The 20,586-nt window shown below is 32.1% G+C and carries 19 protein-coding genes; 7 read left to right on the forward strand and 12 right to left on the reverse strand.

Going from position 1 to position 20,586, the window contains the following annotated elements:
* Window positions 1-31: 31 nt before the first annotated feature.
* Window positions 32-2,428, reverse strand: coding sequence for a TonB-dependent receptor domain-containing protein (locus tag ACN0WY_RS14540; RefSeq protein WP_417800823.1), 2,397 nt, complete (start codon window positions 2,426-2,428; stop codon window positions 32-34).
* Window positions 2,429-2,524: 96 nt separating this feature from the next.
* Here ACN0WY_RS14540 and ACN0WY_RS14545 point away from each other — a divergent pair, with 96 nt between their 5' ends.
* On the forward strand, window positions 2,525-2,887 hold the full coding sequence (locus ACN0WY_RS14545; RefSeq protein WP_417800824.1) for a CoA-binding protein: 363 nt from the start codon (window positions 2,525-2,527) through the stop codon (window positions 2,885-2,887).
* Here the strand turns inward: ACN0WY_RS14545 and ACN0WY_RS14550 are convergent.
* From ACN0WY_RS14550 to pyrR, 5 genes are read right to left on the reverse strand one after another with little or no spacing between them, the layout of a single operon-like run.
* On the reverse strand, window positions 2,884-3,825 hold the full coding sequence (locus ACN0WY_RS14550) for a ribonuclease Z (protein ID WP_330488122.1): 942 nt from the start codon (window positions 3,823-3,825) through the stop codon (window positions 2,884-2,886). The genes ACN0WY_RS14545 and ACN0WY_RS14550 overlap by 4 nt on opposite strands.
* Entirely contained in the window at window positions 3,826-4,146 is a 321-nt protein-coding gene (locus ACN0WY_RS14555) for a T9SS type A sorting domain-containing protein (protein ID WP_330488121.1), read from the reverse strand.
* A gap of 43 nt (window positions 4,147-4,189) precedes the next feature.
* Window positions 4,190-4,522, reverse strand: a complete 333-nt coding sequence (locus tag ACN0WY_RS14560; RefSeq protein ID WP_330488120.1) for a hypothetical protein — start codon at window positions 4,520-4,522, stop codon at window positions 4,190-4,192.
* 2 nt (window positions 4,523-4,524) lie between these two features.
* Entirely contained in the window at window positions 4,525-5,457 is a 933-nt protein-coding gene (locus ACN0WY_RS14565) for an aspartate carbamoyltransferase catalytic subunit (RefSeq protein ID WP_330488119.1), read from the reverse strand.
* 24 nt (window positions 5,458-5,481) lie between these two features.
* Window positions 5,482-6,036 carry a bifunctional pyr operon transcriptional regulator/uracil phosphoribosyltransferase PyrR gene (gene pyrR / locus ACN0WY_RS14570; protein ID WP_330488118.1) on the reverse strand — a complete coding sequence of 185 codons (555 nt, stop codon included), beginning with the start codon at window positions 6,034-6,036 and terminating at the stop codon, window positions 5,482-5,484.
* Between the two features lie 147 nt (window positions 6,037-6,183).
* On the opposite strand from pyrR, the gene ACN0WY_RS14575 reads away from it, so the two are divergent.
* Complete coding sequence (locus ACN0WY_RS14575; protein WP_417800825.1) at window positions 6,184-8,076, forward strand: SulP family inorganic anion transporter; 1,893 nt, start codon at window positions 6,184-6,186, stop codon at window positions 8,074-8,076.
* 47 nt (window positions 8,077-8,123) lie between these two features.
* Here the strand turns inward: ACN0WY_RS14575 and ACN0WY_RS14580 are convergent, their stop codons facing one another.
* The gene (locus ACN0WY_RS14580; protein ID WP_417800826.1) at window positions 8,124-8,870 is read right to left on the reverse strand and encodes a DUF6928 family protein; all 747 of its coding nucleotides are present in this window, start codon (window positions 8,868-8,870) and stop codon (window positions 8,124-8,126) included.
* A gap of 39 nt (window positions 8,871-8,909) precedes the next feature.
* Complete coding sequence (locus tag ACN0WY_RS14585; protein WP_125345236.1) at window positions 8,910-9,851, reverse strand: hydrogen peroxide-inducible genes activator; 942 nt, start codon at window positions 9,849-9,851, stop codon at window positions 8,910-8,912.
* A 116-nt stretch (window positions 9,852-9,967) separates the two neighbouring features.
* Here ACN0WY_RS14585 and ACN0WY_RS14590 point away from each other — a divergent pair, with 116 nt between their 5' ends.
* On the forward strand, window positions 9,968-10,438 hold the full coding sequence (locus ACN0WY_RS14590) for a Dps family protein (protein ID WP_125345235.1): 471 nt from the start codon (window positions 9,968-9,970) through the stop codon (window positions 10,436-10,438).
* 188 nt (window positions 10,439-10,626) lie between these two features.
* Window positions 10,627-11,934 carry a serine hydrolase domain-containing protein gene (locus tag ACN0WY_RS14595; RefSeq protein ID WP_417800827.1) on the forward strand — a complete coding sequence of 436 codons (1,308 nt, stop codon included), beginning with the start codon at window positions 10,627-10,629 and terminating at the stop codon, window positions 11,932-11,934.
* Window positions 11,935-11,963: 29 nt separating this feature from the next.
* Here the strand turns inward: ACN0WY_RS14595 and ACN0WY_RS14600 are convergent, their stop codons facing one another.
* A complete protein-coding gene (locus tag ACN0WY_RS14600; protein WP_417800828.1) occupies window positions 11,964-12,743 on the reverse strand; it encodes a sulfite exporter TauE/SafE family protein in 780 nt (259 codons plus the stop codon).
* Between the two features lie 46 nt (window positions 12,744-12,789).
* Window positions 12,790-13,710 (reverse strand): AraC family transcriptional regulator, encoded by a 921-nt coding sequence (locus ACN0WY_RS14605; protein ID WP_417800829.1) that lies wholly within the window; start codon window positions 13,708-13,710, stop codon window positions 12,790-12,792.
* Between the two features lie 199 nt (window positions 13,711-13,909).
* Between ACN0WY_RS14605 and ACN0WY_RS14610 the strand changes: the two genes are divergently transcribed.
* From ACN0WY_RS14610 to acs, 3 genes are all read left to right on the forward strand, one after another.
* Complete coding sequence (locus tag ACN0WY_RS14610) at window positions 13,910-15,409, forward strand: aldehyde dehydrogenase family protein (protein ID WP_417800830.1); 1,500 nt, start codon at window positions 13,910-13,912, stop codon at window positions 15,407-15,409.
* Between the two features lie 58 nt (window positions 15,410-15,467).
* Entirely contained in the window at window positions 15,468-15,809 is a 342-nt protein-coding gene (locus ACN0WY_RS14615) for a DUF779 domain-containing protein (protein WP_330488111.1), read from the forward strand.
* Window positions 15,810-15,900: 91 nt separating this feature from the next.
* Complete coding sequence (gene acs, locus ACN0WY_RS14620; protein ID WP_330488110.1) at window positions 15,901-17,808, forward strand: acetate--CoA ligase; 1,908 nt, start codon at window positions 15,901-15,903, stop codon at window positions 17,806-17,808.
* Window positions 17,809-17,828: 20 nt separating this feature from the next.
* Here acs and ACN0WY_RS14625 read toward each other — a convergent pair whose 3' ends face one another.
* The gene (locus ACN0WY_RS14625) at window positions 17,829-18,512 is read right to left on the reverse strand and encodes a DNA-binding response regulator (RefSeq protein ID WP_417800831.1); all 684 of its coding nucleotides are present in this window, start codon (window positions 18,510-18,512) and stop codon (window positions 17,829-17,831) included.
* Window positions 18,502-20,526 carry a tetratricopeptide repeat-containing sensor histidine kinase gene (locus ACN0WY_RS14630; RefSeq protein ID WP_417800832.1) on the reverse strand — a complete coding sequence of 675 codons (2,025 nt, stop codon included), beginning with the start codon at window positions 20,524-20,526 and terminating at the stop codon, window positions 18,502-18,504. The genes ACN0WY_RS14625 and ACN0WY_RS14630 overlap by 11 nt, the downstream gene beginning before the upstream one ends.
* Window positions 20,527-20,586: the final 60 nt, after the last annotated feature.

Consider the following 20,586-nt stretch of genomic DNA (forward strand, 5'->3'; position numbering starts at 1 on the left):
TTTTTTTAAAATAATTAATTAAAAACTAATTTTATAGGAAACCTCCGCCTCCTTGCTTTTCGTTATTGTCACGTTGTTTTCTAGCACGGGCTTTGTTTTTACCTCCACCAAACCTATAGTTAAATCCAATATAAGCTGTTCTGCTTTCCCATTTAAAACGTCCATTTTGAACAAAAGGTCTTTCAGAGTTGAATTTAAATCTCATATCGTTAAAGATATCATTTACTCTAAGGTTGATATTTCCTTTCCCTTTAAGAATGCTATAGTTAGCACCAATATTAACCATTTTCATAGGGTCTACGTCCCATTGAATGTCTTCTCTTGGACCTCTGTACATAGCAAATAATTGTAAACGTAACTTTTTAGATACTGTAAAGCTATTGCTTATACGTGCGTTAAAAATATCTGTTTTAACTTCAGTAGTAGGAGCGTTAGGATCGCTTAAATCAGTGGTTCCAAATTGTTTTTGAGAATAATAATCCATACTAGCATTAGCTCTCCACCATTTTGCAATTTTATAGTTTGCAGAGAACTCTAAACCATACGCATCTGTGTCATCAAAATTAGCAAAGGTTAATATTTGTTTTAGCTCATTAGCATCGCTTGGATCTTTATAAGTAGCTCTGTTAATTACATCGTTAATATTTCTGTAAAAGCTTCCTAAAGTTATAGATCCGCCTTTTATTTTTCGTGTATAGTTAAACTCAACTGAATTTGTGAACTGGGGAACAAGATCAGGATTACCTATTGACGTAATTAAAGGCGTACTCCATTCTCTAATTGGGTTTACTTGTTGAATTCCTGGTCTGTCCACTCTTTTACTATAACTTAATTGAAATTGATCATTGTCATTTGGGTTAAAAGTAAAGAAAGCAGATGGATATACAGTAAAAATATCATCTGTGACAGTTTCTGTAGGTTCACCTTCTTGATTAAATATTCCTTTTATTTTATACTGCTCAAAACGTGCACCTAACTGCATAGTAAGTTTACCAAATTTATGACCGTAATTAGCATAAGCAGAGTAAATATCTCTATCATAACTAAAAGATGAATTGTTAAAATTAACCTGTGTTGTTAAGTTTGTATTATCAGTGTTATTCACTCTGTACTCTAAACCTAATTCTAGCTTTCCGTTTTTAGAAACAGGGTTAGTATAGTCTAAGTTTACTAATGTACTTTCTCTGTTGTTATTAATATCATTGAAATAATCTGGTTGTGAGTTTTCTAAGAAACGATTTTCTAAAAAGCTAGGTGTATCATTTTTAGAAAAGTTAGCTTCAAACTCTATATTATGTCCTTCTTTTTCAAATTCATGCTTGTAATTTACATTATAGGCCTGATTATGACTATCACTTGTTTGTGTGTTAGGAGAGTGTTCTATTAAATCACCATTATTATCTGTAATTATAGCACGCCCACTAGCGTTACTATCAAACCAGTTTTGAGTAGTGTAAAGAGACAAGGTGTTTTTATCGTCTAAATAAATATCAGCTCCAATTTTAAATAAATGAGACTCATTGTCATTAATAAAAACAAAGTCTTGGTTGTTAACTCCAGGTCTGTTAACATAACCAAAGTTATAACGATCTCCACCATTAAATCCGTAGTTACCAAAAAAGTTAACCTTTCCTGTTTTATAATTCATGTTTGTAGATGCATTATAACGAACATAATGTCCAGCTTCAACTCCTGTATTTATAGAACCATTAAAGCCCATATTAGCGTTTTTATTAAGAATAATATTAATAATACCGCTCATTCCTTCAGGATTGTATTTTGCAGAAGGGTTGGTAATTAATTCAACACTTTTAATAGATGTAGAAGGAATTTGTTTTAATAATTCAGAAGCAGGAATGTTGGTAGGTTTTCCGTCAACTAATACACGTACATTTTCATTCCCACGTAAGCTGATGTTCCCCGATTGGCTGTCAACACTTACAGATTGTACATTGTTTAGTAGCTCAGAAGCAGTAGCACCTGCTGAGGTTAAATCTTTACCTACATTAATTACTTTTCTATCTACTTTTTGGGTTACCGAAGAAGTTTCTGCACGAATTTCTACTTCGTCTAAGGTGGTACTGTCTTCTTCTAGAGAAATAATCCCTAAGTTTACTTTATTTGATTTATTACTAACTGAAACAGGTTTAGAAAATGTTTTATATCCAATAAATTGGACTTCTACAATGCTGTTACCTTCAGGGATGTTTTTTATAGAAAATAAGCCATTATCATCCGTAATTCCACCAGTAATAATTTTTTTGGCAGCATCTTTGATTATGATATTTACATAGGGGAGGGGTTGCTTGGTTGTTTGATCGACTACCTTACCAGAAATTACTCCTGGTTTAGGAAGGTTACTTTTAGGCATTTGCGCATAAATACTGGTAGTAAATACAGCTAAAAGTATTAGTAATATGTTTTTCATTTTTGTTGTTTTTGAATTGTTTTGACGCTTAATAGACTCTTTATTACTTAACTTTGTTACTTAGTTTAAGAGAGTTTAACGTATTATTAACAGAAAATGAAAAAACGTACTTTGGTGTTAGGAGCTTCGCTAAAGCCCACTAGATATTCTAATATTGCTATTAAAAGGTTAAGAGATAATGCCATAGAAACTGTAGCAATTGGTTTACAAAAAGGAATTGTTGCAGATGTAACTATTGAAACAGAAAATATTTTTTTAGAAAATATAGATACTGTAACCTTATATTTAAATCCAAAGCGTCAGGAATCGTATTATGAATACATAATTAATTTAGAACCTCGTAGAGTAATTTTTAATCCTGGAACCGAAAATGTAGAGTTTATTAAGTTGTTAAAAGAAAAAGGGATTGAGAGTGAAATAGCTTGTACTTTGGTGCTTTTATCGACAAAGCAATATTAATTTAAAATTTCTACAGGAAAAGAATTGGTGCTATATCTTTTTCCTGCTTCTGCTAATTCAGTATTCTTAAAAACTGTTTGAGCCTCAATTTTAAAATCGTTAATGTTTTTATACCTGCTAGAATAATGCCCAATAATTAATTTATGTGCATTTGCTTGATTGGCAATAGAAGCAGCTTGTTCTGCGGTTGAGTGTTTTGTTTTATCACATAAATCCTCTCTGTCTTTTAAAAATGTTGCTTCATGGTATAACAAGTCTACCTCTTTAATAATAGGAACAATGTCTGGTTTGTAGGCAGTGTCACTACAAAAAGCAAAACTTAAAGGTTTAGGCGGATTGATAGTAAGTTCGTCGTTAGGAATTACCTCTCCAGTAGAAAGAGTAAAGTCCTTTCCTGCTTTGATGTTATGAAAGTCACAGGTTTCTATTTCTTTGTATTGCTGAATATTGTCAATGTGTAACTTTCTAAGTCTTGGTTTTTCAGTAAAAAGAAAACCATTAGTATATACCCTATGGTTTAAAGGTATAGTTCTTACAGTAACGTTATCATCTTCAAAAATAAGTTCACTTTCTTTAGATTCTAATTCGTGAAAAACAATAGGGTACTTAGTCCACGATTTTGAAACCTTTAACTGAAGTGTTGTTACCTCTTTTATACCTTTTGGGCCGTAAATATGTAATTCTTTTTCTCTGTTTAAAATCCCAAAAGTAGCAATAAGTCCCACTAAACCAAAAAAGTGATCCCCGTGTAAGTGAGAAATAAAAATATGGTTGATTTTTGAAAAACCAACCTTGTATTTTCGCATTTGTCGTTGGGTACCCTCTCCGCAATCAATTAAAAAATGACGATTGTTAATTTCTAAATATTGGGCAGTAGGATAGGCATTAACTCTAGGGGTAGCAGAATGACAACCTAAAACAGTTAAGTGTAAACTCATTTATTTAATTACAAAGCGTTTTGAAATGATTTCTTTATTACTTTGTATTGCGTAAATGTACATTCCAGATTTTAAATCGTTACGTTGAAACGGAAAAGAGTTACGGCCTTGAACCACTTTAAGCTCTTTGTTATAAACGGTTTTACCTAATACATTTCTAACAGTTAAAATAACTGTTTGACTATGTTTAGCATTAAAGTAAATAGTAGTATTGTTTGTAAAAGGGTTAGGGGATGCGATTAACTTCTCAATTGATTTTTCTTGAGAAAAACCAATGGAAATAGCTAAGAAAAAAGTTATAAATAGTATTTTTTTTACCATAAATTATCATTTAGGGGATGGATAATTACTTAAAAACATAAGGTTAAAAACCTAAATCACGTTGAATATTTTCCATTTCTATAACATCTTCCGCTTCTACTAATGTAGGAACAATGTTAAAGGTTTCTGGAAAATCATCAATAGTTACATCTTTTGATACAACTACAAAAGATGTGCCATTGTTTTGATGTTGTTCTGCGTATTTCAAAAATAGCAAAATATTTTTGTTAGAAGCATTAAATTCTTCTGAAATTACAATAATCAGGTTTTTTCCTGTGAGGTTTAGGTATTCATTCTCAAAGCTTTCAATGAAGTTCGAAAATGTATTTTCCTCAGCAGTAATTAAAGTGTAATCAGTTTTATTTATTATATTCATTGCTATCTTTTTATTTGTTGTGCTAACAAATAAATAACTGCCATACGAACAGCAACTCCATTTTCTACTTGATTTAGAATAATTGATTGATCACTGTCGGCAACATCACTTGTTAATTCTACTCCTCTGTTAATAGGACCAGGGTGCATGATGACAATTTTTTTACCAAGATTGTCTAAAATTTCTTTGTTGATACCAAAAAGTTGTGTGTATTCTCTAGTTGATGGAAAATATTTTATATCCATACGTTCGTGTTGCACACGTAATACATTAGCAACATCACACCATTCCAAAGCTTTTTTTAGGTTGGTTTCTACCTCAACCCCTAAACTAGAAATATATCTAGGAATTAAGGTGCTTGGTCCACAAACTTTTACTTTAGCTCCTTGTAATTGTAAAGCGAATATGTTTGATAAAGCTACACGAGAGTGTAAGACATCACCTACAATTACAATTTTCTTACCTTTTAAGTTACTATTTAAAGCTTCTCGCATAGAAAAACTATCTAATAATGCTTGGGTTGGATGTTCATGTGTACCATCACCGGCATTGATAATTTTAGCATCTACATGGTTTGATAAGAAAATTCCTGCTCCTACATTTGAATGACGCATTACAACAATATCAACTTTCATTGATAAAATATTGTTCACAGTATCAATTAAAGTTTCTCCTTTTTTTACTGAAGATTGTCCAGCAGAAAAATTAATAACATCTGCAGACAAACGTTTTTCAGCTAATTCAAAAGAAAGTTTTGTACGTGTACTGTTTTCAAAAAATAAATTAGCAATGGTAATATCACGTAAGGAAGGAACCTTTTTAATAGGTCGGTTAATGACTTCTTTAAAATGAGCAGCAGTTTCAAAAATAAGCTCAAGGTCATTTTTGTTAAGGTATTTAATTCCTAATAAATGTTCAACACTTAACTGCTTCATTTTAGTTTGTTTTTTTAATCATAACTAATCAAGCTTTGAGGGCTTGGGTTCAAGGTAAATTGTATCTTCTTTATGAGTTTCTTGCCAGTTTACAACTACTTTTTCTTCGTTGATGGCGTCTACTTGTCTTCCTCTGTAATTAGGTTGTATTGGTAAATGACGGCTAAAACGACGATCTATTAATACCAATAATTCAACATAATCAGGTCTTCCGTAGGATTGTAGTGCTGTTAAGGCACTTCGAACGCTTCTTCCTGAAAATAAGACATCATCAATAATAACCACCTTTTTTCCTTCAATTAAAAAGTCAATTTGTGTAGAAGTGGCTTCTAAGGGTTCTTCTCTTCTGCGGAAATCATCACGATAAAAAGTAATATCTAACAAGCCTAACTTTAGGTCTTTAATATGATATTTTTCTCTTAGTAATTTAGCCAATCGATTAGCTAAATACGAACCTCTAGGTTGTAATCCTATTAAAACGGTGTTAGAAAAATCGTTGTGATTCTCGATTAACTGACACGCTAATCGATGCAGAATGATTTCAATTTCTTTCGAAGTAAGTAGTGTTTTTCTGCTCATTTGTTGCTACCAAATTGGTTTGATAGTTCAACGTTCAAAATTAAGGCAAAAATTTACGCTGACAAAATTAAACTTAATGAAAGGTAAAACTTGGTCTATAAAATTATCTTTACATTTGCGCACTTTTACAAAAGACTCTTAGAAATTATGATGAAATACATTAAAAGTAAGAAGATTAACATAAAAGACGATTCGCTAGCAGGTATTACAGTATCGTTAGCAATGATACCAGAAGTGGTAGCTTTTGCTTTTGTGGCTCAAATTAGTCCTATTGTAGCACTGTTTGGAGCTTTCGTTGTGGGAATCATTTCTGCCGTTTTTGGAGGAAGACCCGGGTTAATCTCTGGAGCAGCAGGAGCTGTGGCTGTAATTTTTGTAAACATGATACAAGAAGGACATGCAAAAGGACTGCTGTTTGATACGCCTGTAGAAAATATGGGATACTTCTATTTATTGGCAGCTGTGGTTTTAATGGGGGTTATTCAAGTATTAGCAGGAGTATTTAAACTAGGGAAATTAGTTCGGTTAATTCCACACCCAGTAATGATGGGGTTTGTAAATGGTTTAGCGGTTGTTATTTTCATCGCCCAATTAGGGATGTTTAAAGAAAACAAGAAAGATATTTTCGGACAAAACATGCGTAAAACCGAATCGAAAGAACTGGTTTATAAAATAGCAGATAATGAAGTACAAGATCTAGTATCAAATGCTGCATTATTTTCAATCAAAGGAAATTCAGTAATTAACAATCAAACAAATCAAGAAGTTTTTGTAAAATCAGATACACAAGTGTTTGATGCCAAAACAAAAAAGGTTGTTTTTAATATAGAAAATGGCGGATTCTATTCCGTAAAAGATAGTGGAGTAGTAAAATCTACTTTACAAGGAACAAAACTATATACTATGATAGGGTTGGTGTTACTAACAATGTTAATTATATGGTTGCTACCAAAAGTAACAACAAAAGTACCAGCAGCGTTAACAGCTATTTTAATTGTTACGTTTGTAGCTGTTTTTGGAGGATTGGAATCTATAAATGTTGGAGACTTCATTAGAGATGGTGGAGGAGCTGGTTTAAATGGTTTTGATGAGATTTCTAAAAAAATGAATTTAGCAGAACTTTGGAGCAATTTACCATTCAACTTAGATACGTTAAAGTTTATAGCACCGTACGCTTTTTTAGCAGCTTCTGTTGGATTGATTGAAACGTTAATGACGATGAACTTAGTGGATGAATTAACAGACTCAAGAGGTGATGGTAATAAAGAGTGTATAGCTCAGGGGGCTGGAAATATGGTAAGTGGTTTGTTTGGAGGAACTGGTGGTTGTGGTATGATTGGTCAAACAGTAATTAATATTAACGCAGGTGGTAGAGGACGTTTATCAGGAGTTATGATGGCGGTTACTTTATTAATTTTTATTCTTTTTGCAGATAAATATATAGAACAAGTACCTATTGCAGCTTTAGTAGGCGTAATGTTTATGATGGTAATTGACACATTTGCATGGTCGAGCTTTAGAATTATGAACAAGATACCAAAGTCAGATGCGATTGTGTTAATTATAGTATCAGCGGTAACCGTGATTTTTGACTTGGCAATTGCTGTATTTGTTGGAGTCATTATTTCAGCATTAGTTTTTGCTTGGGAAAATGCCAAAAAAATTAGAGCGAGAAAACGTTTTAAAGAAGATGGAACTAAGATTTACGAAATTTGGGGACCATTATTCTTCGGAAGTATTACTGCTTTTAACGAAAAGTTTGATATTAAGAATGACCCAGCTAATGTGGAAATTGACTTTGTAGAATCGCGTATTTCTGATCATTCAGCTATTGAAGCTATTTTTATACTAGTTGAAAAATATCAAAAGGTAGGAAAAAAGGTAACCTTAAAACATTTAAGTGAAGATTGTAAGGTGTTGCTTTATAAAGCAAGCCCTATTTTTGCAGATGTTATTGAAGAGGCGGTAGATGATCCTCGTTATCATTTAGCAGCAAATCCGGAAGATTTTCCAAAACCTTTATCAGAATATAGTTTTTAAATCGCTGAGCGATAAAAAATAAAAAATCCCGCTAATAGCGGGATTTTTTATGTGTTTTTTAGAATTAGGCGTATAATGATTATTGCAACTAAAAATAATAGATACTTTAGAAATTTTGTATTTAATTGAGTGTTTTTATTTAAGTTATCAAGAGGAGAAGAAACTTTTCTTATGTTAGTAGGTGTTTTTGAAAAACTATATCCTTCTAAATTAGTATCAAATAATAACTCATCATCTGAATTCAATTGCTTTCCAAAATACCTTGTACATAACTCAAATACAAAATTTTCACCTACTTGATCTTCAGTAAATTCTCCTTCAGTAAAATCATCGAAATTATAAAACCTATTTCCATTTTCATCTATTTTTGACTTAGATAATAGTTTTTCTTCCTCTTTAAGAGGTTTACCGAAATCAATAAAGGTGCCTAGTTCTGATGTTCCTCCTTTAACCCTTAATTTTTGATTATTTATAGTAACAGAATATGCCCAAAAATTAACAGTGCTTTGAAGAGCAATAGAACATATTTCAGTATCAGGAAAAAAATCAGCTAGTGTATTTTCCTCATAGGAAGTGTTTTCTTCAAATGATTTTATGGGCAATTCTTGTTCACATATTATCCAATTTCCTTTGTATTTTGTAATATAAACGGTATTATCTGGAGGTAACATAACCTCTTCAAACGTTTTAGGAACTATTTTTTTTAGATTATGAAAACCGATACTATTTAAGAGTTTTTCTTTCTCTACTTCTTTGTTAGAGTTAATAATTACGCATGATATTTTCCATCCCATAGCTAGGTCAGTTATTTTAAAATGTTAACTTAATGAAGTTTATTTTTTCTGAAGTGGACTTATAATTTCTACATCACTAAAAGCAATAGCACCTCTAATAACACTATCAATAGTACTTTTTAGAGCTTCTATCAATTGCATTTTCAATTGAGATTTATGATAAATCAAGCTAACCTCACGTGCAGGAGAGGGAGTTTCAAACTCTCTTAAATGAGTTTTATCTCGCTCATTTAAGTCCAACGTGTTTAAGTAAGGAAGTAAGGTCATTCCTAAACCGTCTTTAGATAACTTTATCAATGTATCAAAACTTCCACTTTCTAATTGAAAGTGATGTGTTGAACTTCTTTTATTTGTTCTACAAAGATTAATTACACTGTCTTTAAAGCAATGTCCGTCTTCTAACAATAAGATATCATCAACTTCTAAATCGTCAACTTTTAATTTCTTTTGATTAAATAAACGATGTTCACTAGGAACCAATCCAACAAAAGGTTCATAATATAAAACACGTTCTTTAATCGCTTCATTTTCTAATGGAGTAGCTGCAATAGCAGCATCGATATAACCATCCATTAATTTTCTTACAATTTCCTCAGTAGTTAACTCCTCGATAACCAACTGTACTTTGGGGTAATTTTTACTAAATGTTTTTAAAAACATAGGAAGTAGTGTAGGCATAATTGTGGGAATGATTCCTAATCTAAACTCACCTCCTACATAGCCTTTTTGTTGATGCACAATGTCTATAATGCGATTGCTCTCATCAACAATAACTTTGGCTTGCTCTACAATGCGTTTACCAACTTCTGTAAGTTCTATTGGTTTTTTTGAACGATTAAAAATTTTAGCATCTAATTCTTCTTCTAATTTCTGAATTTGCATACTCAACGTTGGTTGTGTAACAAAGCAATGTTCAGCGGCTATGGTGAAGTTTTTATATTCAGCAACCGCTAGTGTATATTTTAATTGTGTTATAGTCATTTCAATAATAATTTTTGATAAAGATATTAAAACAATCGATTACCTTTATAGTAAAGTTGTTAAAACTTGCCTTAAATTTGTAGTAGAAAAAGTAAAAAACTTAAAATCAAAACAATATGTCAACCACAATTTTAGGATTAGATAAACAAAAAACTGAAAATTTAGTAAAAGAGTTAAATGCCTTATTAGCAAACTTTCAAGTGTATTACCAAAATGCAAGAGGATTGCACTGGAATATTAAAGGAAAAAATTTCTTTGAGTTACATATGAAATTTGAAGAATTTTATACCGATGCGCAAGAAAAAGTAGACTTAATTGCAGAGCGTATTTTAACATTACAAGGAACACCATTGCATACTTTTGAAGATTATACTAATGTGTCGAGAGTACCAGTAGGTAAAAATATTTCAAATGATGTAGAAGCTGTAACATTAATCATTAATTCATTATCAGAATTACTAAAAATAGAGCGTACAATTCTTGATTTGTCGGATAATGCAGAAGATGAAGGAACAAACTCGATGATGAGTGATTTTATAGCTGAACAGGAAAAAACATTGTGGATGATGAATGCTTGGTTAGGCTAAGAAATAGTTATCTATGTTTTGGGGATGAAAGAGCAACGTATATACGTTGCTTTTTTTTTGGGGTAAAACTTGTAACCTGTTTTTTTTTGCTGCGTCTTACCTACGATAATCACGAAAACAAACCAAATGAAAAACAGAGTTCAAATTAAAAAAGGATACTTTCGGTATTGTGCTTTTTACTAACAAGCATGGTTAGTGCACAAAATTTAGAATCAGAAATTGATGAAATTTTAAAAGCTCAATTTAAAGATAATGAAAGTGGAGTTGTTGCTTTGGTTGCTAAAAAAGGAAATGTTATTTACAAGAAAGCTTATGGAAAGGCTAACTTAGAGTTAGATGTAAACATGAAGCCAAAAAATGTTTTCGAAATTGGTTCAATTACTAAACAGTTTACAGCAGTTTCCATACTAATGTTACTAGAAGAAGGAAAACTTGACCTAGAAAATAAGTTAGCTAAATTTATACCTAATTATCCAAAAGGAAAAGAAATTACAATCCACCACCTATTAACACATACTTCTGGGATTAAAAGCTACACCTCAATGCAAAAGTTTGGAGAAGTAACAACTCAAGATGTAGAACCTTTAAAATTTATCGATTTCTTTAAAAATGAACCGATGGATTTTGAACCGGGAGAGCAATATAAATACAATAATTCTGGGTACTTTATTTTAGGATACATTATTGAAAGAGTAAGCGGAATAAGTTATCCAGAATTTGTTGAAGAACGAATTTTTAAGAAACTGAATATGAATTCTTCTTCTTATGGAAGTCATGTAAAACTGATTAAAAACAGAGCCATAGGATATCGAAAGAGAAATGGAGACTATTCGAATGCTCAATACATAAGTATGTCGTTACCGTATGCGGCAGGATCACTTATGTCGAATGTAGATGATATGTTGCGATGGCAAACAGCCATTCGTAATAATACACTAGTAAAAAAAGAAACAATTGAAAAAGCGTTTACCAATTACGCATTAAACAATGGTAAGAAAATAGATTATGGGTATGGTTGGAGCTTGAATGAAATAAATGGAGTACCAACTGTAGAACACGGTGGCTCAATACCAGGGTATAAATCTATGGGAGTATATGTGCCAAGTGAAGATGTGTATGTAATTGTATTTTCTAATTGCGGTTGTAAATCACCAACAGCATTGACTATAAAAATAGCAGGGTTGGCTATTAACAAACCTTTTGCTACAGGTAATAATGCTGTTTCTTTATCAAAAGAAGAGTTACAAAAATGGGTAGGTACTTATAAATTTGAAGATGGAGGAATTCGTTTAGTTACGATGGAAAATAACCAACTGTATAGTCAAAGAAAGGGGAGTTCAAGTAAATTTAAGATGTATCCTACTTCACCAAATGAGTTTTCTTTTGAAGATGGATTTTACACGTATAAGTTTTCAGAAAAAAAAGGAAAGAAAACAGTAATTTTTCAAAACAGAATAAAAAAAGAAAAGGGTATGCTTACAGCAAACCAAAGCTAAAGAGTAATAAAAGGAGCAAAAAAGCGAAATTAAAATAAGTACTTAATTAAAATGCGAATACTCACAAAGGCAATCAAAATAGCAGTTGCCTTTTTTAGTTGCTTAGGTGTAAAGAATTGGTTACTCATTCTGCTACCTATTTGCCCGCCTATAAAAACTGTAATTAGGAGAGCAGAGGTTAAATTCCAATCGATAGAAAATTCAGGGTTTGTATATTGACCTATCAATCCAGATATAGAATTTACCAAAATAAAAAAGCTTGCTGTAGCGGCTATTTTTTTAGGGGTGTCCCAATTGGTTAAATGAAGTAACGGAGCTAAGAAAATACCGCCACCAATTCCAACCATTCCAGAAACAAAACCCATAATTCCGCCATAACCTGCATTTTTTACTAGGTTTAAATCGGTAGTTTTATTGTTGTTGGTAACTACTTTGTTAGAAATCCACATGGTAATAGCTGCAAAAAGTAGTGTAAAACCTAAAAGAATAAAGAAAAACGTTTGACTTATTCGTAAATAACCACCTAAAAAAGCCATAGGTACACTAAATAGCGTAAGCGGAATAACCTTTTTCCAATTATATTGCTTTTGTTGTATGTACAGTAAAACATTACCAGTAACTACCATAACATTACAAAGTAATGCCGTAGCTCTTATTTGTGTAAAAAGTAAGCTCGTAAGTGCTAAAACAGCCAAGTAACTAGAGCCTCCTCCAAAACCAACTGAAGAGTATAGAATAGCTACAGTAAAAAAAAGTAAGATTATGTACCAATTGGTACTTAAAACATCTAGAAAAAGAGAGATAACCATATCAAACAAATGTACCTATAAAAGTTTTTGAAAAAAAGTTACTGATTTACTCTTTTATAAATGACTTTTTAAATTGCTGAGGAGTAATCATCTCCATTTTTTTAAACTGTCTGTTAAAATAGCTAATATTGTTAAAACCAGATTTGTAAGCTATTTCAGAGATTCGTAGGTTTTTAGATTGTTTTATAAGTTTTTTAGAAAAATTAATCTTTTCAGAATTTATATAGTCAATAGGAGAAATTCCTAAGGTGTTTTTAAACTTTTTATGAAAATGAGATGTACTCATGCAAGCCTTCTTAGCTAACAATTCTACAGTGATATCTTTATTAGTAAGGTTGTTTTTAATAAACTTAATAACCATGCCAATACGGGTGTCTGTAAGTGTACCAGAAGGATCATTTAAAATAAAAGCTTTAGCCTTTGTTTGTAATAATCTAACAATCAATTCTTGTATCATAAGATCAAGAAGAATGTCTTTAGATTTGTTTTGATCGGTAAATGTATGTACTAAACGTCCAATTAAATGATTAATATCCGTATTATGAACAAGGTGAGAAGAAGTTTCATTTAGCTTCCAATGATTATTTTCGCGCTCTATGGCTACATTGTGATTAAATTTTTCTACTATCTCGTCAATTTTATCAGAGTCAATACCCAAAGCCAAACATTGAGTAGGATTCTCTTTTTCAGCCAAAGGAAAATCGATAATCATTTCTTGGTTGGTAGGCATTACTACAGATTCACCAGGGAAAAACTCAAAGGGTTCCATACCTTCTAAATGCATTATTTTTTTTCCAGTGAGCATACTTGCAATCACAGGAAAATCAAAAGTCAAAGAGACTTGTTCTGCGCTTTTGTGAGTTTCAAAAATATTTAACTCAGCATATTCAGCATTGTACGTAGTTCTGTTCTCAATTAAAGTAGTGAGTTTTCTACTCTCTTTATGTCGACTTAATAAATGGTTCATAATCAATAGTACAAAAATCTATCGTTTCTTTTTTGAGATAATAGATATGTGTTACAATTTAATAAATACGTTCAATATATTGACTATTTGATATTTTAATTTTACAAAAATTACGAAATATTCATTTTTAACACGGATTGATTAGGGAAGTGTTATTTCGAAAAATTAATTTAAGTAAAGAACAAAAATACAAAGTTTTATGAGTTACACGAAACCAAAATTTAAAGACACGTATGCAAATTTCATCAATGGGAAGTTTGTGTCTCCATTAGGTGGAGAATATTTTGAAAACAGATCTCCAGTTGATAATAGCGTTATAGCAAAATATCCAAGATCACAAAAAGAAGATATAGAATTAGCATTAGATGCAGCCAATGCAGCAAAGGAAAGTTGGGGAAACACTTCAGCTGCAGAACGAGCTTCTTTGTTAAATAAAGTAGCAGATATTATTGAGGCAAATTTAGAAGAGTTTGCCTTGGTAGAAACCTGTGATAATGGAAAACCAATACGAGAAACATTAAATGCCGATGTTCCATTGGCGGTAGATCATTGGCGCTATTTTGCTGCTGCTATTAGAGCAGAAGAAGGAAGTGCAACAGAGCTTGATCAAAATACCTTATCAATGAACATTAAAGAGCCTTTAGGAGTTGTGGGGCAAATTATTCCTTGGAATTTTCCTCTTTTAATGTTGTCGTGGAAGTTACCTCCAGCATTGGCTACAGGTAACTGTGTAATATTAAAACCAGCAGAACAAACTCCGTCATCTGCAACCTTGTTAATGGAAAAAATAGCAGATGTTTTTCCTCCTGGAGTTATTAATGTCGTGCATGGTTTTGGTCCTGAAGCAGGGAAACCATTAGCATCGAGTTCAAGAATTGATAAAGTAGCCTTTACAGGAGAAACCACTACAGGGCAGCTAATTATGCAGTATGCTTCTAAAAATTTAAATCCAGTAACGATGGAGCTAGGAGGTAAGTCTCCAAACATCTTTTTTAACAGTGTAATGGATGCAGACGATGCATTTTTAGATAAGGCTATTGAAGGAGCTGTGTTGTTTGCTTTTAATCAAGGAGAAGTTTGTACCTGCCCTTCACGTATTTTAGTTCAAGAAGCTATTTACGATGCCTTTATGGAGCGAGTGGTAGCAAGAACAGAAGCTATCGTACAAAAGAGTCCGTATGACGTAAACACAATGGTAGGTGCGCAAGCATCAAATGATCAATATGAAAAGATCCAGGCATATATTAAAATAGGAAAAGAAGAAGGAGCAAAAGTGCTATGCGGTGGAGAAGCAAATGTACTAGAAGGAGAGTTAGCAAATGGTTTTTATATTAAACCAACTATTCTAGAAGGGCACAATAAAATGCGTGTCTTTCAAGAAGAAATTTTTGGACCTGTTGTATGTGTAACAAAGTTTAAAGATGAAGCGGAGGCGTTAGAAATAGCAAATGATACCATGTACGGATTAGGGGCAGGAGTGTGGACACGAGATGCACATCAGTTATATCAAATACCAAGGGCTATTAAAGCAGGAAGAGTATGGGTAAATTGTTACCATGCTTATCCTGCGCATGCGCCATTTGGAGGATATAAAAAATCTGGATTTGGTAGGGAAACACATTTAATGATGATGGATCACTATCGTCAAACTAAGAATATGTTAATATCGTATGATAAAAACAAGTTAGGATTCTTTTAGTTGTTTGACAATACTGAGCTTTAAAAAGCTCAGTATTGTTGTTATAAAAAAATAAAATATGCAAAGAGTAGCAATAACAGATGCCGCAAAAAAAATAGTTGAAAAACTAAAAAAGCAACATGGCGCATTGATTTTTCATCAAAGTGGTGGGTGTTGTGATGGATCATCACCAATGATTTTTCCTAAAGATGAAATGTATTTAGATGAAAGTGATATTTTGTTGGGAGTGTTAGAGGAAGTCCCCTTTTATATGAATAAAGATCAATATGAATATTGGAAGCATACACACTTAACCATTGATATAACTGAAGGAAGAGGAGCAAGTTTTTCATTAGAAATTCCTTTAGGAGTCCGTTTCATTGTACAATCACGTTTGTTGCAACAAGAAGATGAAGAATAGTGTTATTTTAAGAAGAGAAATTAATAAGTTGATAAACAATTAAAAAAGATTTATTTTAGTAGCTTAAGCTAAAATAAAAAGGAGTATAAGAATGAGTAACTACCACGTAAAAACATTAGAAGAATATTTTCAAGTATATAGAAAGTCTGTTAGAAATCCAGAATTATTTTGGGAAGAAATAGCAGAGGAACACTTTGTTTGGAGGAAGAAATGGGACACCGTTTTAGACTATGATTTTGAAAAAACAGAGTTCAAATGGTTTGAAGGAGCAAAGCTAAATATTACAGAAAACTGTATCGATCGTCATTTGCATATTAGAGGAGATAAAACAGCTATTTTATTTGAACCAAATAATCCAAAAGAAGAAGCTCAACACATCTCTTACAAAGAGCTACATAAACGTGTTTGTAAATTCGCCAATGTGTTAAAAGATAATGGAATTAAGAAAGGAGACAGGGTTTGTGTTTACCTGCCGATGATTCCAGAATTAGCCATTTCAGTTTTAGCCTGTGCGCGAATTGGAGCAGTGCACTCGGTTGTTTTTGCAGGCTTTTCGTCAACAGCACTAGCAACGAGAATTAATGATTGCGAAGCAAAAATGGTAATTACTTCTGATGGTTCTTTCAGAGGAGCTAAAACTATTGATTTAAAGAGTATTGTTGATGAAGCATTAGAAGACTGCCCTACCATAGAAACTGTATTGGTTGCTAAAAGAATTAATTCAGATATTCAATTAAAAGAAGGGCGAGATAAGTGGTTAGCCCCTTTATTAGAAGAAGCTTATCAAGATTGTGTTCCTGAAATTATGGATGCTGAAGACCCTTTGTTTATATTGTATACTTCTGGTTCAACAGGGAGTCCCAAAGGAATGTTACATACTACAGCGGGTTACATGGTATATACAGCGTATACGTTTAAAAATGTATTTAATTACAAAGAGAACGATGTGTATTGGTGTACCGCAGATATTGGCTGGATTACAGGGCATAGTTATATCGTGTATGGTCCCTTGGCAAATGGAGCAACAACTGTAATGTTTGAAGGAGTACCTAGTTATCCAGATTTTGGTCGTTTTTGGGAAATTGTGGAGAAGCATAACATAAATCAATTTTATACAGCACCTACAGCAATTAGAGCATTGGCGAAAGAACATTTAGATTTTGTGGATAGCCATAATCTTTCATCCGTAAACGTATTAGGAACGGTTGGGGAGCCTATTAATGAAGAAGCATGGCACTGGTATAATGATAATGTTGGAAAAAAGAAAAGTCCAATTGTAGATACTTGGTGGCAAACTGAAACTGGTGGAATTATGATTTCACCATTGCCCTATATTACGCCAACTAAACCTACTTATGCAACATTGCCTTTACCAGGAATTCAAATAGCATTGATGGATGAAAACGGAAAAGAAGTAAAAGGAAATCAGGTTGATGGTAGGCTGTGTATAAAATATCCTTGGCCTTCTATGGCAAGAACTATTTGGGGAAATCATCAACGTTATAAAGAAACGTATTTCTCTGCATTCGATGCTATGTACTTTACAGGTGATGGTGCACTTCGTGATGAGGTAGGTTATTATCGAATTACAGGTAGGGTAGACGATGTAATTATCGTTTCTGGGCATAATTTAGGAACAGCACCTATTGAAGATGCTATAAATGAACACCCTGCTGTGGCTGAAAGTGCTATAGTTGGTTTTCCACATGATGTAAAAGGAAATGCCTTGTATGGATATGTGATTTTAAAAGAAACAGGAGAGGCAAGAAACCAAGATAATGTACGTAAAGAAATAAATCAAATTATAACAGAGCATATTGGACCAATTGCGAAGTTGGATAAAATTCAGTTTACAGCAGGACTGCCTAAAACACGTTCAGGAAAAATTATGCGTCGTATTCTACGAAAAATAGCACATAATGAATTAGATAATTTGGGAGATGTTTCTACACTCTTAAATCCTGAAGTAGTACAAAGTATTATTAATAACAGGATGTAAAATAAGAGAAAAAAGGATTCTTACAAGAATCCTTTTTCTTTTGCTATTAAAATTAAATCGCGATCATCAGAATTGTCAACCCCAAATACCTTAGCCATTTGTCGTTTTCTTTTTTGTACGGCAGCTAATGATAAGGGGAGTATGTTAGGCAATTTGTTAACACGATTACCAATCGATAATTCATACAAAATTTTTCGATCCAAATCATCTAAGAAATACTCATTAGAAACTTGACTTCTCAGCATTTTCATTACTGTTTTACTGTAGTAAGGAGGGTCGTTAAGCACTTCTTCAATAGCATGAACTAGCTCTACAGGAGTAATGTCGTTTTTTACCAAGAAACCATCTGGGTTTACATTTTTTAAAATGCTATGTACTCGATAATTATCGTTAAAAGTAGTAGAGATGATAATTTTAGCTTCTGGAAGCTTTTCATTTATAATCAAACCTAAATCTTCACCAGATAAAATACTTTTTTCTTCTAAAGGAGGTAAGCTAATGTCTAAAAAAATAATCTCAATAGGTTGCTTAGAAGAAGCATGGCTTTCAATAATTTCATCGGCAACGCCACAATTGTTCGCTATTTGAATATGAAAAGAAATGTTTTCATTTTGACTTTCAATATAGGTAAAAGCACTTTTGTAGGCTTCTGATATTAAAGGATGATCGTCAATTATTAAAGCGTTGTACTTTTTACTTTTCATTTTTAGTGTTAAAAGGGGTTATAATGACAAGTGTAGTTCCTTGATGTTCTTTAGAAATAAATTTTAAATGACCACCTAGTTTTTGTACCCTTGCTGTAATATTTTTGATACCAATTCCCTTTTTCTTTTTCTCGGTGTTAAAACCAATTCCGTCGTCTTTCAGCGAAATAATGAGTTCTTTTTTCTTAAAAGAAACCTCTAAGGTAACATTTTTTGCCTTAGCATGCTTTATAATGTTTTGCAAAGCTTCTTGAATGATACGATATACATTGGCCTTTGTAACTTCACTAATTTCGCTCCAAGGAATAGTTTTATCAAAATCAAATTGATAAGTAAAGTTACCAATGGCGCTTCTGTCTTTTAAAAGCTGCGTTAAAATTGTTGTAAAATTAATATTGGCACTATCAAAATTATCGCTTAATCTGTGAGAAACATCTCTAATTTCCTTTTCGATTTCTTGTAACTCGTCTAAAAAAGCCTGGTGTTTTTCTTGAGTTTCAGGCTTCATTTGCATCGCTAAGAAGCCAAGATTTACTCGAGTACCAAAAAGTTTTCCTAACACACCATCGTGTAGTTCTGCCGAAATACGGTTGCGTTCATTAATTCGTTCTTCTTCTAATTTTGCTTGCTGTTGTAGGGTTAATACATATACTTCTTCATTGGCTTTTTGTTGTTCGGCTTCTAGTTTTAATTTTTCATTTCTTACTTTTTGTACACGTAAAAAATAGAGTAGGCTAAGAACTAGTAGACCAGCAAAACTAGTTACTAGAATCCATATACGTTGTTGACTTAACCGCTCGGTTTCTTCAATATATTCATCTGTTTCAAACTCAATACGTGTAAACTTATTTTGTATTCTTCGTTCGGCACTAATTAAGCTATCGTTAAACACTATATAACGATCTAAGTATTTTTTAGAATTTTGTTTGTCTAAGTTGGCAAGCTGGTTTAGAGTAGTTAAATAATCTCTACCATTCTTTAACTCTTTAGCCAATAAATTGGCTTCTTTAGCATACTGTAGAGCTTCAACGGTGTCTTTAATATATTTGTAATAATCTGAAATATGGATTTTAGAGGTTAGAATTCCTTCTTTGTTTTTTAAGCTGTCTCTTATAGCGAGTGCTCTTTGTAGGTTTTTTTTTACATCTAATGTGTCTTTCATTAAAAGCTTACAATGGGCTATGTTGTCAAGAATTCTTGCATATTGAGTTTTAGTTATGAATGGTATTTTAAAGTCTTTATAGTAGAATTCTAGTGCTTTTGAGTACTCTTTCTTTTTCAAGAAAATATTACCAATATTATTATTAACCGTAATATACTCTCCTCTTTTTAAGCGTGTATTTAATCTATTGGAATATTCCATGGCCTTATGAAAATAATAAATTGCTTTATTGTATTCCTTGATATCTTCTTGTAAAAGACCTAGGTGATTATAAGAGGCATATAATCGTCTATAATCTTTTAAATCTTTAAAAAGTTTAATGGCTTCAATGTTTAAAATTTCTGCTCCTGTATAATCTCTATACTTTCCTTTTATACTAGCCATTCCTTGTAATGTTTGCGAAGCTTCTTTTTTAAAGCCTCCTTTAATGAAGCTTTGATAGGCTTTATCAAAGTGATAATAGCCTTTACTGTAAAATTCCAACTTTACATAATAAGTGGCATAATTCCAATGAGCATCACCAATAGCATAAATGTGTTGGGTCTTAGTTGCAAGCTGTAATGCTTCTTTATTGATTTTAAAAAAAAGAGTAGTGTCCTTTAACTTGTAAAATTCATAAGCAATAGAGCTGAGTTCTAAAGGTAATTTTTTGTTATAGTTTGTAATGTAATTGTAAGATTTTAAAAGCAAGTGTCTTTTCTCTAAAATATTTAGTTTTTTATCTTTAGCTTGTTGAAGCCATACCTTAATACTATCGTTTTGTTTTATCTCTTGTATTGGAGAAGAAAAACAAATGAAGTGGGTTAAAAAAAACAGAATAAACCAGAAAAAGGATTTTTTAAAATATCTCAAGATTGTTGGTTTTTGACAAAACTAAAAAAAAGCTTTTAACAAATTTGTTAAAAGCTTATA

It is taken from the genome of Tenacibaculum sp., assembly GCF_048269885.1.
Taxonomy (GTDB): domain Bacteria; phylum Bacteroidota; class Bacteroidia; order Flavobacteriales; family Flavobacteriaceae; genus Polaribacter.

Coding starts and splice junctions, on each gene's coding strand:
- ACN0WY_RS14540 (WP_417800823.1), bottom strand. CDS start 2,428: ATGAAAAACATATTACTAATACTTTTAGCTGTATTTACTACCAGTATT.
- ACN0WY_RS14545 (WP_417800824.1), top strand. CDS start 2,525: ATGAAAAAACGTACTTTGGTGTTAGGAGCTTCGCTAAAGCCCACTAGA.
- ACN0WY_RS14550 (WP_330488122.1), bottom strand. CDS start 3,825: ATGAGTTTACACTTAACTGTTTTAGGTTGTCATTCTGCTACCCCTAGA.
- ACN0WY_RS14555 (WP_330488121.1), bottom strand. CDS start 4,146: ATGGTAAAAAAAATACTATTTATAACTTTTTTCTTAGCTATTTCCATT.
- ACN0WY_RS14560 (WP_330488120.1), bottom strand. CDS start 4,522: ATGAATATAATAAATAAAACTGATTACACTTTAATTACTGCTGAGGAA.
- ACN0WY_RS14565 (WP_330488119.1), bottom strand. CDS start 5,457: ATGAAGCAGTTAAGTGTTGAACATTTATTAGGAATTAAATACCTTAAC.
- pyrR (WP_330488118.1), bottom strand. CDS start 6,036: ATGAGCAGAAAAACACTACTTACTTCGAAAGAAATTGAAATCATTCTG.
- ACN0WY_RS14575 (WP_417800825.1), top strand. CDS start 6,184: ATGATGAAATACATTAAAAGTAAGAAGATTAACATAAAAGACGATTCG.
- ACN0WY_RS14580 (WP_417800826.1), bottom strand. CDS start 8,870: ATGGGATGGAAAATATCATGCGTAATTATTAACTCTAACAAAGAAGTA.
- ACN0WY_RS14585 (WP_125345236.1), bottom strand. CDS start 9,851: ATGACTATAACACAATTAAAATATACACTAGCGGTTGCTGAATATAAA.
- ACN0WY_RS14590 (WP_125345235.1), top strand. CDS start 9,968: ATGTCAACCACAATTTTAGGATTAGATAAACAAAAAACTGAAAATTTA.
- ACN0WY_RS14595 (WP_417800827.1), top strand. CDS start 10,627: ATGGTTAGTGCACAAAATTTAGAATCAGAAATTGATGAAATTTTAAAA.
- ACN0WY_RS14600 (WP_417800828.1), bottom strand. CDS start 12,743: ATGGTTATCTCTCTTTTTCTAGATGTTTTAAGTACCAATTGGTACATA.
- ACN0WY_RS14605 (WP_417800829.1), bottom strand. CDS start 13,710: ATGAACCATTTATTAAGTCGACATAAAGAGAGTAGAAAACTCACTACT.
- ACN0WY_RS14610 (WP_417800830.1), top strand. CDS start 13,910: ATGAGTTACACGAAACCAAAATTTAAAGACACGTATGCAAATTTCATC.
- ACN0WY_RS14615 (WP_330488111.1), top strand. CDS start 15,468: ATGCAAAGAGTAGCAATAACAGATGCCGCAAAAAAAATAGTTGAAAAA.
- acs (WP_330488110.1), top strand. CDS start 15,901: ATGAGTAACTACCACGTAAAAACATTAGAAGAATATTTTCAAGTATAT.
- ACN0WY_RS14625 (WP_417800831.1), bottom strand. CDS start 18,512: ATGAAAAGTAAAAAGTACAACGCTTTAATAATTGACGATCATCCTTTA.